This window comes from Bacteroides sp. DH3716P (assembly GCF_025914115.1).
GTDB lineage: Bacteria > Bacteroidota > Bacteroidia > Bacteroidales > Bacteroidaceae > Bacteroides > Bacteroides ovatus.
Map to the genome: position 1 here is coordinate 2,319,617 of NZ_CP083673.1, position 13,740 is coordinate 2,333,356.

The 13,740-nt window shown below is 44.5% G+C and carries 10 protein-coding genes; 8 read left to right on the plus strand and 2 right to left on the minus strand.

Annotated features, from left to right (window positions below; all coding sequences use genetic code 11):
* Positions 1-7 precede the first annotated feature (7 nt).
* From KQP79_RS08405 to rpiA, 3 genes are all read left to right on the plus strand, one after another.
* Positions 8-1,927, plus strand: a complete 1,920-nt coding sequence (locus KQP79_RS08405; RefSeq protein ID WP_061448613.1) for a transglutaminase domain-containing protein — start codon at positions 8-10, stop codon at positions 1,925-1,927.
* A gap of 80 nt (positions 1,928-2,007) precedes the next feature.
* Positions 2,008-2,658 carry a PAQR family membrane homeostasis protein TrhA gene (trhA, locus tag KQP79_RS08410; protein WP_004297979.1) on the plus strand — a complete coding sequence of 217 codons (651 nt, stop codon included), beginning with the start codon at positions 2,008-2,010 and terminating at the stop codon, positions 2,656-2,658.
* A 351-nt stretch (positions 2,659-3,009) separates the two neighbouring features.
* Complete coding sequence (gene rpiA, locus KQP79_RS08415; RefSeq protein ID WP_004297978.1) at positions 3,010-3,711, plus strand: ribose 5-phosphate isomerase A; 702 nt, start codon at positions 3,010-3,012, stop codon at positions 3,709-3,711.
* A 534-nt stretch (positions 3,712-4,245) separates the two neighbouring features.
* Here the strand turns inward: rpiA and KQP79_RS08420 are convergent.
* On the minus strand, positions 4,246-4,467 hold the full coding sequence (locus KQP79_RS08420; RefSeq protein ID WP_004297975.1) for a carboxypeptidase-like regulatory domain-containing protein: 222 nt from the start codon (positions 4,465-4,467) through the stop codon (positions 4,246-4,248).
* A 333-nt stretch (positions 4,468-4,800) separates the two neighbouring features.
* Between KQP79_RS08420 and KQP79_RS08425 the strand changes: the two genes are divergently transcribed.
* Together KQP79_RS08425 and KQP79_RS08430 are read left to right on the plus strand one after the other, a co-directional pair.
* Complete coding sequence (locus KQP79_RS08425) at positions 4,801-7,779, plus strand: SusC/RagA family TonB-linked outer membrane protein (RefSeq protein WP_255424121.1); 2,979 nt, start codon at positions 4,801-4,803, stop codon at positions 7,777-7,779.
* An 11-nt stretch (positions 7,780-7,790) separates the two neighbouring features.
* Positions 7,791-9,404: a SusD/RagB family nutrient-binding outer membrane lipoprotein gene (locus KQP79_RS08430; protein ID WP_061448611.1), complete on the plus strand. Its 1,614-nt coding sequence runs from the start codon at positions 7,791-7,793 to the stop codon at positions 9,402-9,404.
* Between the two features lie 282 nt (positions 9,405-9,686).
* On the opposite strand, the gene KQP79_RS08435 is transcribed toward KQP79_RS08430, so the two are convergent.
* Positions 9,687-10,085, minus strand: a complete 399-nt coding sequence (locus KQP79_RS08435) for a response regulator (protein ID WP_004314143.1) — start codon at positions 10,083-10,085, stop codon at positions 9,687-9,689.
* A 118-nt stretch (positions 10,086-10,203) separates the two neighbouring features.
* Between KQP79_RS08435 and KQP79_RS08440 the strand changes: the two genes are divergently transcribed.
* The 3 genes from KQP79_RS08440 to KQP79_RS08450 all read left to right on the plus strand — a co-directional run bounded on the left by KQP79_RS08440 (position 10,204) and on the right by KQP79_RS08450 (position 13,672).
* Positions 10,204-11,841, plus strand: coding sequence for an ABC-F family ATP-binding cassette domain-containing protein (locus KQP79_RS08440; protein WP_061448610.1), 1,638 nt, complete (start codon positions 10,204-10,206; stop codon positions 11,839-11,841).
* Positions 11,842-11,940: 99 nt separating this feature from the next.
* The gene (locus tag KQP79_RS08445; protein ID WP_008024755.1) at positions 11,941-12,351 is read left to right on the plus strand and encodes a DUF6769 family protein; all 411 of its coding nucleotides are present in this window, start codon (positions 11,941-11,943) and stop codon (positions 12,349-12,351) included.
* An 85-nt stretch (positions 12,352-12,436) separates the two neighbouring features.
* On the plus strand, positions 12,437-13,672 hold the full coding sequence (locus KQP79_RS08450; RefSeq protein WP_061448609.1) for an efflux RND transporter periplasmic adaptor subunit: 1,236 nt from the start codon (positions 12,437-12,439) through the stop codon (positions 13,670-13,672).
* Positions 13,673-13,740 lie beyond the last annotated feature (68 nt).

Consider the following 13,740-nt stretch of genomic DNA (forward strand, 5'->3'; position numbering starts at 1 on the left):
TATACCGATGATCCGTTCCAGCTATCTCATCCTGAAGCAAATGACACATCGGGCATTCAGCCTGTCCTGTGTCCTTATCTGCCTAAGTCTGCACATACAGCCGGCATGTGCACAGGATATTCTCAAGGATGCCAATTCCGTTATCGTTGAAGCACGCACAGAGGTTCTCTGCAAATCTATGACCCAATCCATAGAAAAAGAGAGCCTGACAATCACCATCCTCAACCGTAAGGGGTTGGAAGCTGCACATTTCTTCTGCGGATGTGATATGTTCCGTTCTTTGCAGAAATTCTCCGGGGAAATCATCAATGCCGATGGACAAAGTGTACGTAAGATAAAGAAATCTGAACTACAGAAAAGTGAATACAGCTCCTCGCTTAGCACGGATGATTATTTTTATTTTTACGAATGCAATTATCCTTCTCTCCCTTTCACGGTGAAATACGAATGGGAAGTGAAGTGCAACAACGGTCTGATCGGCTATCCCCCCTTTATACCGCTGGCAGACTTCAACCAAGGTGTGGAAAAAGCGACTTACCGGATCGAACTGCCCGCAGGACAAGGATGCAGATATCGTGAACTGAACACGCAAGGAAAAGGAATCCAGGTAAAAGAATCCACCGGAGCCAACAGACAGCAAGTGATTGAAGCCACCGCCTCCAAACTCTCTCCCATCATTAAAGAACCTTTCGGACCGGATTTTACTGAACTGTTTCCACGTGTCTATTTTGCGCCTTCCGCCTTCAAGTACGACAAGTCGGAAGGCGATATGAGCAACTGGCAAAAGTACGGAGAATGGCAATACCGATTGCTCGACGGGCGCGACCTGCTCACCGAACCTTTCCGCGCCAAACTGCACGAACTGACAGCCCACTGCACTACCGACCGGGACAAGGTGAAAGCAATCTACGATTATCTGGCCAAAACCACCCGTTACGTGAGCATCCAACTAGGTATCGGAGGTTTACAGCCCATTGCCGCCGCCGATGTTTGCCGCACGGGATTCGGCGACTGTAAAGGATTGTCCAATTACACCCGCGCCATGCTGAAAGAGTTGGGAATTGCTTCCACTTATACAGTCATCAGCACCACCAACGAGCGTTTACTACCGGACTTCTCCAGTGCCAACCAGATGAATCACGTCATCCTACAAGTTCCACTTCCCCAAGATACGCTCTGGCTGGAATGTACAAACCCATCGTTTCCCTTCGGTTATGTCCACCAAGACATTGCGGGACACGACGCCTTACTCATCGAACCGACCGGCGGCCAGATGTATCGCCTACCCACCTATCCCGACTCACTGAACACGCAGCACATCGTTGCCAACATCACCCTCTCCCCCACAGCCGAGGCACGGATAGAGGTGAACGAAATCTCCCGGATTTTCCAATATGAGAATGAAGCAGGCATCGTCTATCTGGAGCCTAACAAACAGAAAGACCGCATCCGTTCAAGCATCAACTTATCCCAAGCCGATATTCAGAACCTGCAAATCAGCGAGTGCAAGGAGCCCAATCCGTCTATCACCTTCGACTACACTGCCACCAGCAATCAATACGGGCATAAAACGGGCAACCGTCTGTTTATCCCCACCAATGTGTTCCGAAAAGAATTCAGTGTTCCTCCTGTGACGAAGCGCACCTATCCCATTTACATCAACTACGGATACACAGATACCGACAGCATCCGCATCCAACTGCCGGAAGGATATGTAATCGAAGGACTTCCGAAACCGCTTGACGTGAAAAGCAAGTTCGGCAGTTTCCATTCCGGTATTCAGGTGAAAGATAAGGAAATCTACATCACTCACCGATTGTTTATGCGCAAAGGGGTTTACAGTCCGGATGAATATGCGGCATTCATTGATTTCCGCAAGCAAGTGGCAGGACAATATGGAGGAAAAATCATTTTAAAAAAAGAATAAGGAGGGAAACGCTTTACAGAAAATAAAGTATCTTTGCGACTCAACATTTTTTGTGACTTAACCATTCAAAAAAAGGAACATTGAAGAACAAACGATACAATCATATAGAAGAATGGGCAAATACCCTTAGCCACGGAATAGGCATCCTGCTTGGAATCGTGGCCGGATATTTCCTATTGGAAAAGGCTTCCGAGAATATGGAACCGCAGTGGGCAGTTGCTTGTGTATCCGTCTATCTGGCGGGGATGCTTTCCTCTTATATCAGTTCTACGTGGTATCACGGCAGCCGTCCGGGAAAGCTGAAAGAGCTGCTCCGCAAATTCGATCATGGAGCTATCTACCTGCACATTGCCGGAACCTACACTCCTTTTACCCTGCTCGTTCTGCGGCATGCCGGCGGATGGGGATGGGGAATCTTCGCTTTCGTCTGGCTGTCGGCTATCGCCGGTTTCATTCTTAGCTTCAAAAAGCTGAAAGAACACAGCAATCTCGAAACGGCTTGTTACGTAGGTATGGGCGCCTGTATATTGGTAGCCATGAAACCTTTGTTAGATCATCTGGGAGAACTGGGAGCCACTACCGCTTTTTGGTGGCTGATTGGCGGAGGAGTTTCGTATATTGTGGGAGCTGTTTTTTATTCATTGCGCAAACCCTATATGCATGCCACTTTCCACTTGTTTTGTCTGGGAGGCAGCATCGGGCACATCATTGCCATCTGGCTGATTCTGTAAGGAATGGTAGGGACAAAAAAAAGGCTATCTATCCCAGACAGCCAATCTTTGTTAACCTTAAATCTAATACTATGAAAAACACAGTACAAAGATACGGACTTTTCGGTCATCTCCAAATTTTCAGGCCAAAGCAGCCTAACTTATAACACGGTTTAATAAAAAGCAGAGGTTCGTTAACGTTTAACGCAATAAAGTTAAAAATTAACGAATCGTTTATTAACGATTTAAATGATTGAATTGCCGCTAATGAGTTTTTTCCTTCTGAATTTGAAACGAACAAACAAACAGATTCACAAATTCGTTATATAGAAAAGAGGAACTTAAAACGAAAACGATTTAGAACGCAAATTTATGGATTGGAAAAATCACCTGATAAAACACCTGCAATGGTCGGACTCCATCATCAACCGGGAGGCAAAAGAACACGTAGCCCGTGAAATTGCCGCCACGGCAAAAGACGGAGATGTGATAGGAGCCGGCTCCGGCTCTACAGTCTACCTGACTCTGTTCGAACTCTCACGACGAATTCGTGAAGAGTACTTGCATATCGAAGTGATTCCCGCCTCACAAGAAATCTCGATGACCTGCATACAGCTAGGCATCCCCCAAACTACCCTCTGGAACAAACGCCCCAACTGGACATTCGACGGAGCGGACGAAGTAGATCCGCAACAGAACTTGATTAAGGGACGTGGCGGAGCGATGTTCAAAGAGAAACTACTGATTAGAAGCAGCCGCAAAACGTTCATCATCATCGACCCCAGCAAGCGTGTGAATCAGCTGGGAAGCAAATTTCCCATCCCTGTAGAGGTCTTTCCGGACTCACTGACTTATGTAGAGCATGAGTTGCAGCGGCTGGGTGCCTCGGAGATTGTTCTTCGTCCCGCTCGTGGCAAAGACGGACCTATCTTTACAGAAAACGGCAACTTTATCCTCGACACCCGTTTCAACTACATCGACTCTTCGCTCGAAGAACAACTGAAGGCAATCACCGGTGTTATAGAGAGCGGACTTTTCATAGGTTATGACATCAAAGTGATCGTGGCGGAATAAAATAACACAAGCTGAAAATCCCATTTTGTAGAGACGTAAATTTGATTTGTTCTAATGCAAATTAAATAGTATAGCTTTACCTTTATTTTAGTTAGTAGAACTAGGTTATCTGACACCCGGGTCTCAGACATACCGACACCCGGGTGTTGGGTATGCTGACACCCGGGTGTCAGGCATCATGAGACCCGGGTGTCAGACAACTTATACTTGCAGTCTTTTGCATTCTTCTTTACTATCACTCATAATTTCAATCACTATTAGATTGTAACATTTAACTCATACCTCCAAAACACGAATATTAAAAAACGCCTAGATAAAGAAAAACACCGGGAAATTTATTAAAAATTTGGGTAGAATATTAATCCCTTCTCAAAAATCAATGAGAAGCAAAGACTACTAAATTGATAAGAATTGATAAAGGAAGTTTCAATAAAAGAAACCGGAAGAATAGGTTAATTTTTAAAATCCGAAACAAAAACATTGAAAAACAACAAGATAGGAGAAAAAAAGCAGAAGGAAAGGAGAAAAGAAAAATCAATAAGTCTTAGCAGAACTTGGTACATTCGTGATTGTAAACTTACCGTCAATATCAGTGATAGTACCAAGGGTAGTGCCATTCACCAATATTGAAGCACCTACGACAGGTTGCCCATCTTCTTCAGAGGTAACCAAACCGGTAACTCTGGATGTTTGCGCTGTCACCAGACCTATACCTATAAAAAGGAAGGTCATTAAGAACATCAATTTTCTTTTCATAAATTCTCTCTTAAATTTAACCTATAAACAGATTTTTTGTCTCTAACAGGTTGCAAAGATAACACGAATTATGACAAATCGAAAAAAGTGTTACGTATTTAACTAAAAAGTATCGTTTTGAAAGCAATAAGTTTCTAAAAACTGATAGGTTAAAACAACTTCTTTTAAATTTAGCATCTTTTAAAAGATAGTTTCTGTCATAAAGATAGCACCAAAATCAGGCTTTTCAAGAAAAAGAGAACATTATTACCTCCAAAACGGTATCTTTTTATCATTTTGCACCTTCAAAAGGGTTAAAGAACTATTAACAATGATAAAGGCAGAAACTTCTACATACCAAGTTCTGCTAAAACTTTGCGCGTTTCTTATGTAGGAATGATTTCGCAAGACGTTTCCATCAAACCGGGAGTGATAAAAGTTGTTTTGAAAAGCGACGCGAAGGCACTGGATGAGGTTGTGGTGACAGCCATGGGTATCTCACGCGAGAAAAAAGCACTGGGCTACGCCGTTCAGGACGTAAAATCAGATCAACTGACGCAAGCTGCCAACTCTAATCTGGCGGGAGCGTTGCAAGGTAAGGTGTCCGGTTTGGACGTGAAGCCTTCAAGTGGTATGCCGGGAGCTTCTTCACAGATCACCATCCGTGGTGCACGTTCTTTCTCGGGTGACAACACTCCGCTTTACGTTATCGACGGAATGCCGGTGACCAGTACTCCTGACGTTAGCACAGATATCCAGAACAATGGTAGTGTGAGCGGAGCGGACTTCGCCAACCGTGCAGTGGATATCGACCCTAATGATATTGAAAGTATCAACATTTTGAAAGGTCAGGCTGCTTCTGCGCTTTATGGTATCCGTGCTTCCAATGGTGTGATTATCATCACGACCAAAAGTGGTAAAGGATTGGAAAAAGGCAAACCGCAGGTTAGCTTCTCTTCTAATGTCAGCTTCGATGTAGTCGGCCGTCTGCCGGAGTTCCAGAAAACATACGCACAAGGTTCGGGTGGAAAATTCAGTCCCACTTCGGGAACCTCTTGGGGACCTAAAATTTCCGAACTTCCCAACGATGCAACGTATGGTGGTAACACGGACAACAAATACACTCAACAGTACGGTAAGCAACAGGGAAAATATTATGTACCCCAACGTGCGTCAGCCGGTCTTGACCCATGGGCCACTCCACAGGCATACGACAATGCCAAAGATTTCTTCGATACAGGAATTACCTGGAGCAACTCACTGAATGTCGCGCAGATGCTCGAAAAAAGTTCCTACTCTATCTCATTGGGAAATACGCACCAGGACGGTATTATCTCAAGCACCGGTATGGATAGATATAATGTAAAGGTTAGTGCCGACACCAAACTGACTAGTAACTGGAGTTCCGGATTTACAGCCAACTACATCACTACTTCCATCGACAAGGCAGTGACTTCCGGTAACGGTCTGTTGAGAACGGTTTACGCAGCTCCTCCCAGTTATGATCTGGCCGGAATTCCAAGCCATGTAGACGGCAACCCGTACACACAAAATTCTTTCCGTGGTAGCTTTGACAACGCTTATTGGGCGATGGAAAATAATAAATTCACAGAAGATACCAACCGTTTCTTCGGAAACGTATATACAAGCTATCAGACTGATTTCGGCACAACTAACCACAAGTTGAACGCAAAATACATGGTCGGTGTGGATGCTTACACTACTCACTACGTAGACAGCTACGGATATGGTAGTAACACTGGTGGCGGTCGCGGACAGATCGAGAACTACGGCTGGACAAACGCTACATATAACTCATTGCTGACCATCAACTACGACTGGCACATTAATGAGGACTGGGGACTGAATGCGGTAGTGGGTAACGAAATTATCCAAAGCAACAGAAAGAAGTATTATGAATATGGTACGAACTACAACTTCCCGGGATGGAACCACATCAACAACGCCACTACTCAACAGACAGAAGAAGAGACATGGAAAAACCGCACGGTGGGATTCTTCGGTAACGTATCAGCTTCTTACAGAAATATGCTTTATCTGACCCTCACCGGACGTCAGGACTACGTATCTAATATGCCACGTAAGAACCGCTCATTCTTCTATCCTTCTATTTCGGCTGGTTTTATCCTGACGGAATTGGATGCATTGAAAAACAATGTCGTTAATCACGCTAAATTGAGAGTATCTTATGCGGAAGTAGGACAGGCAGGAGATTTCCTCGAAAACTACTACTCGACTCCGACATACGGAGGTGGTTTCTATATGCTGACTCCAATCATGTACCCGATGAAAGGCACTACCGCCTATACTCCGTACTACACGATTTTCGACCCGAAACTGAAACCGCAGAACACACGTTCGTATGAAGTGGGTGCTGACGTGAACTTCCTCGATAACTTAATCACATTCAGTTATACGTACTCACGCCAGAATGTAAAAGACCAGATTTTCGAAGTGCCTTTGGCTTCTTCTACCGGTGCTAGCAAACTACTCACCAACGGTGGAAAGATTCATACCAACACGCATGAATTCACTCTCGGCTTCAACCCCATCCGAACGAAGAATATCAACTGGGATTTTGCATTCAACTGGACGAAAATCGATAACTACGTAGATGAACTGGCACCGGGTGTAGAAAATATCTCTCTGGGTGGTTATGTTACTCCGCAGGTACGTGCTTCGGCAGGTGAGAAATTCCCTGTAATCTATGGGGTAGGCTTCAAGAGAGATGAAAACGGTAATCGTCTGGTAGACGAAAACGGTCTTCCTATCGCTGGTGAAGCACAAGTAATTGGTAAGGTTTCTCCGGACTTCCTGATGGGTTTCAACACCACATTACGCTTATGGAAGTGTACAATCAGCGCAGTACTTGACTGGAAACAGGGTGGCCAGATGTACAGCAGAACAACCGGACTGGCAGACTACTACGGTGTCAGCAAGAGAACGGAAAACCGCGAAGGTACCATCATCTTCGACGGATACAAAACCGATGGAACTAAAAATGATATCGCCATCACAGGTGCAAACGCACAACAGGTATTTTACAGCCGCCTGAACGATATTGACGAATCTTCTGTATATGACAATTCTTTCATCAAACTGCGTGAAGTAGCTGTCAACTACAAAATTCTTCAAAAACGTTCGATAGAACTTTCTGTAAACGCATTTGCCAGAAATATCCTGATCTGGGCTCAATTGCCTGACCTCGATCCGGAAGCCAGTCAGGGTAACAACAACATGGCAGGAGCATTTGAAGATTATTCAATGCCGCAGACAGCTAGTTTCGGCTTTGGTTTCAACATTAAATTTTAATCTGCAAGACAATGAAAAAATATAAATCAATAGGAAAATTGCTGGCAGTTTCTTTCTTGACTGCTGCCATTGCTTCTGCTTGTACGGAAGACGCAATGGATAAAATCAATGAAAACCCTAACAATCCTCTGGATGCGCCTGCAAAATTTTTGATTACGGACTTAGGGGTAAGCACTGCATTCAGCACTGTGGGAGGGGATTTCTCGCTCTATTCTTCTGTTTACATTGAACACGAAACGGGTATATCCAACCAGCTTTACCGGGCGGAAGTACGTAGCGGAGAGCCTACAACGGCTACTACCTACAACAACGCATGGATCAACGTGTATTCAAATATCAAGAACGCTAAAATCGTTATCAAGAAGTGTGAAGAAGATCCTTCGGAAAAAGGAAACGTAGTGACGGAAGCAATTGCTAAAATCCTGCTCGCTTACAACGGAGCAGTGGCTGCCGATGTATTTGGAAATACACCGTACAGCCAGACTGGTATCCTCAATCCGGACGGCACACCAATGTATATGCAGCCCAAAATAGATACGCAGGAAAGCATTTATCAGGAAGTGATGCAGAATCTGGATGATGCCATCACTCTGCTGGATAACGGTACTGCCAAAGATGCAGGTCTGTCCGGCGCAGTCGGTTCTAAAGACTTGATCTACGGTTCAAACACCAGTACTCAAGCAAGTATGTGGCTCAAGACAGCTTATGCGTTAAAAGCACGCTATACAATGCGTCTGCTCAATAAAAGTGCCAATAAGACAACTGATCTTCAGAACATTCTTACTTATGTGAGCAAATCATTTGCTAATGCAAGTGAAGAATGTAAACTGGCTGTTTATGACGCTGATTCGCAGTTGAATCCGCTTTGGTCATTCAGCTATAGCCGTAACAGTTTGGCAGCCAGTGCCAGTCTGATTGAAAAGTTTGTTGAGCGCAATGACCCCAGAGCACCGCAAGCATTTCTGGAGCCCGATCCCACCGGCTATATTGCTTATGGATACGGAGGTACGCAAGCTACAGACATCGCAGGTATCAAAGCGGCTCCAAACGGAACTCCGCAAGAGTTGCAGAACAATTATGGTATGTCAATGATATCATGGGCAATGTCGGCTCCTACTCTTTTAATCAGTTATCACGAAGTGAAATTCCTCGAAGCAGAAGCATTATGCCGTTTGGGGGGCAGACTGGGTGAAGCTAAGAGTGCTTTAAAAGCTGCAATCACTGCCGGATTCGAGAATCTGGAAAACTCAATTATAGATGCCGCTGACACTTGGGTATATGATGGTGACAGCGATTTGGGGGCAGATGTAGCAGAAACCTATTTCACGGATGAAGTAGAACCGTTATTCGATGCCAACCCTCTGCAAGAGACAATGATACAGAAGTATCTCGCCTTCTTCGGTGCATCCGGCGAATCACTGGAAGCCTATAACGACTACCGTCGTTTGAAAGGTGCAGGAGAAAACTTCATTGTACTGAAGAACCCGCTGAACAACAATAAGTTCCCATTGCGCTTCGGTTATGGAGCAGACGACGTATTGGCAAATCCTGAAGTGAAAGCTGCTTTCGGTGATGGCCAGTATGTATATAGCGAAGCTGTCTGGTGGGCCGGCGGAAACAAATAATGAACTTAAAATCTCTCAAAGGAGAGACTTTACATAGAGTCGTTTCTGTACTCTAACAAATTAACAGAGGCGAACAAAAATAGGCCAACCGTGAGGTTCGCCTATTTTATTTTATCCAATTTCATCAGATGAATGCTCAAATATAATAGAGAAAAAGGAATATTCAACGGCATCTTTTACATACCATTTTTCTACCCAATCATACTCTTTTTCTACGCTATTCCGTATTTAACGTTTAAGCATCTTTTAAATAAATTAAAAAAATTCCCGTACGAATCAATTTCACCACTGCAAATCGGGTAGATATTTGCTTAAAGTAGTGCGGAGAATACTCAAAGTAATAGGTTTCACCAATACTTCAGTTGCTCCTGCGTTCATTGCATTTTCCTTATCCGAGCTGAAAGCATAAGCTGTCTGCATGATAATAGGAATTTCGGTATTAGACTCACGAATTATCTTCGTTGCCTCCAACCCGTTCATCACCGGCATCTTGATATCCATCAGCATTGCTTTGGTTCTTTCCTGGTGCTGTTGAAACAACTCCACCATTTCCTGCCCATTTTTAGCCCACTCGATATCACACTTTTTGCCTATGATAGCCTTGATTAATTTAAAGTTGCTGTCATCGTCTTCAGCTACTAAAATTAAGGGTCTGAATTCATTCATTTGTTCGCTTTCCATATCGCTTATATATTGTTTTTTTATCTGTTTTTTTGGATCAATTTCCCTTTTCAGCCCGCAAGTTATAAAAAAGATTCATATATTTCGCTATCTTTGCGCCTCAATTTAAAAGAATAGTATGATTTCTGTTGACGGACTAGCCGTAGAGTTTGGCGGCACTACTTTATTTAGTGATATTTCTTTCGTAATTAATGAAAAAGACCGCATCGCACTGATGGGTAAAAATGGGGCGGGAAAAAGTACGCTGCTGAAAATTTTGGCAGGCGCACGACAACCGACACGTGGAAAAGTTTCCACGCCCAAAGATTGCGTAGTGGCCTATCTGCCTCAACATCTGATGACGGAAGACGGAAGAACAGTGTTTGACGAAACGGCACAGGCTTTTTCACATCTGCATGAAATGGAAGCGCAGATTGAAAAACTGAACAAAGAGCTCGAGACACGGACGGACTACGAGAGCGATAGTTACATGGCGCTGATTGAAGAAGTGTCTGCCTTGAGCGAGAAGTTTTATTCGATTGACGCAACCAATTATGAAGAGGATGTGGAAAAGGCATTGCTCGGATTAGGGTTCACCCGGAGCGATTTTCAACGCCAGACGAGTGATTTTAGCGGTGGATGGCGGATGCGCATCGAGCTCGCTAAGTTGCTGTTACAGAAACCGGACGTACTCTTGCTCGATGAGCCGACTAATCATCTGGATATTGAATCTATTCAATGGTTGGAAGATTTCCTTATTAATAACGGGAAAGCAGTTATCGTAATCAGCCACGACCGCAAATTCGTGGATAATATTACAACACGTACCATCGAAGTGACGATGGGACGTATTTATGATTATAAGGTGAATTATTCCCAATATCTGCAACTGCGTAAGGATCGCCGCGAACAGCAGCAGAAGGCATACGACGAGCAGCAGAAGTTTATTGCTGAAACGAAGGAGTTCATCGAACGATTCAAAGGAACATATTCAAAGACGTTGCAGGTACAGAGCCGCGTCAAAATGCTGGAAAAGCTGCAATTGCTCGAAGTCGATGAGGAGGATACTTCTGCATTGCGACTGAAATTCCCGCCTTCACCCCGTTCGGGCAGTTATCCGGTTATCATGGAAGGTGTTGGAAAGGCATACGAAGAGAAAGTGGTGTTCCGCAACGCTAACCTGACAATTGAGCGTGGTGATAAAGTAGCTTTTGTCGGTAAAAACGGTGAAGGTAAATCTACACTCGTGAAATGTATCATGAAGGAAATCGAACATGACGGTACACTGACTTTAGGACATAATGTACAAATCGGATATTTCGCTCAAAATCAGGCTTCGTTGATGGATGAAAACCTGACGGTTTTCCAAACGATTGACGATGTAGCCAAGGGGGATATCCGGAACAAGATTCGTGATTTACTGGGTGCCTTCATGTTTGGTGGTCCCGAGGAATCGATGAAGAAGGTGAAAGTACTTTCGGGTGGGGAGCGTACCCGCCTTGCCATGATTAAATTGCTGTTGGAACCTGTCAACCTCCTGATCCTGGATGAGCCGACGAATCATCTGGACATGAAAACGAAAGATATCCTGAAACAGGCATTGCTGGATTTTGACGGCACACTGATTGTTGTTTCACACGACCGTGACTTCCTCGACGGACTGGTGACCAAGGTGTATGAGTTCGGTAATCAAAAGGTGACGGAACATCTTTGCGGCATCTACGAGTTCCTCGAAAAGAAAAAAATGGATTCGTTGCAAGAACTGGAAAAGAAATAATAAATAATAAAAAGAGGGTATCGGCTGCAGGCGGAATAAAAGTATTTGTATATTTGCACTTTAAAGCTCTGAAAAAGCTGATAACCTCTAAAAGAAAGGATGAAAGGGAAGAAACGAATAATAGTAACTCTGCTATTTTTAATCAACATTATAATGTTGGTGGCAGCCGTTATTCCCCATCATCATCACCCCAACGGAATGATTTGCATGAAGCAGGACTTGCCTGTAGAACAGCAATGTCCCACACATCATCATCACCCGGGAAACGATTCATGTTGCAGCAGCGAATGTATGACTCGTTTCTACTCTCCCACTCCATCCGTACATACGGATAGCGGACCGGATTATGTATTCATCGCTACCCTGTTCACGGATGTAATCATCGAACATCTATTACGGCCACAAGAGAGACGGATTAAGAACTATTACGTCTACCGAGACTCTCTGCATGGCACGGATATACACCGTGCCACTCCTCTTCGTGCCCCTCCCTACTCTGTTTTTGCGTAAAAGCGTAAATGCAAATCAGTTGCATTTGCGTTACCTTATCTTTGTAGCGTAAAAAAACAGTAAAATTTAGTAGGAAAATATCATTATGAAAAAACTTATTTTCGTAGGAATCCTAGGCTTATTCGTGCTGGGTTCCTGTAATAATAGTACCGTCACACACACACACAATGAACACGATCATGCCACGGAAGGACATAATCACGAGGCAGAGGGTTCCGATCATTCTCATGAAGGCGAATGTAGCGGAGAACACAACCATGAAGCGGCCGATGGACATAACGAGTCTGCCGAAGCGCACAGTGATGAAATCATCCTTCCGAAGGCAAAAGCTGAAGCAGCCGGTGTCAAGGTGAGCGTTATCGAACCTGCACCTTTCCAGCAAGTGATTAAAACCAGCGGACAGGTGCTGGCTGCCCAAGGTGATGAATCGGTTGCCGTAGCTACAGTGGCCGGCGTTGTATCTTTCCGTGGAAAAGTAACGGAAGGAATGAGCGTCGGCAGCGGCACGCCGCTAGTCACGATTTCTTCAAAGAATATCGCCGACGGTGATCCGGTACAACGTGCCCGCATTGCCTACGAGGTATCTAAGAAGGAGTACGAACGTATGAAAGAGCTTGTTAAAAACAAGATTGTATCTGACAAGGATTTTGCACAGGCAGAGCAAAGTTATGAAAATGCCCGCCTTAGTTACGAAGCCCTTTCCAAGAATCATTCGGCTATCGGCCAAAGTATTACAGCTCCTATTGCAGGATATGTGAAAAGCATTCTTGTGAAAGAAGGTGACTACGTGACCATCGGGCAACCGCTGGTGAGCGTGACGCAGAATCGTCGTCTTTTCCTCCGTGCCGAAGTGTCGGAAAAGTATTATCCATACCTCCGTACAATCAGTTCCGCCAATTTCCAGACTCCTTATAATAATCAGGTGTACGAGCTGAAAGCATTGAACGGCAAACTTCTCTCTTTTGGAAAAGCTGCCGGAGACAACTCTTTCTATGTGCCTGTCACTTTTGAGTTCGACAATAAAGGGGAAGTGATCCCCGGATCATTCGTAGAGGTGTTCTTGCTTTCTTCAACGATGGAAAACGTTCTTTCTCTCCCACGCACGGCACTGACAGAGGAACAAGGTATCTTCTTTATCTACCTGCAACTGGACGAAGAGGGTTATAAAAAACAGGAAGTAACGATAGGAGCCGACAACGGTAAAAGTGTTCAGATCCTGACCGGAGTGAAGGCTGGCGACCGTGTAGTGACCGAAGGTGCTTATCAGGTTAGACTGGCAAGTGCTAGCAATGCCATCCCGGCACATAGTCACGAACATTAAAGCGGCGAGGTGCCGCAGCCGGATTTTCTTGCGGCGCATCTATCAAGTTATTTATAACTCTCAATTAA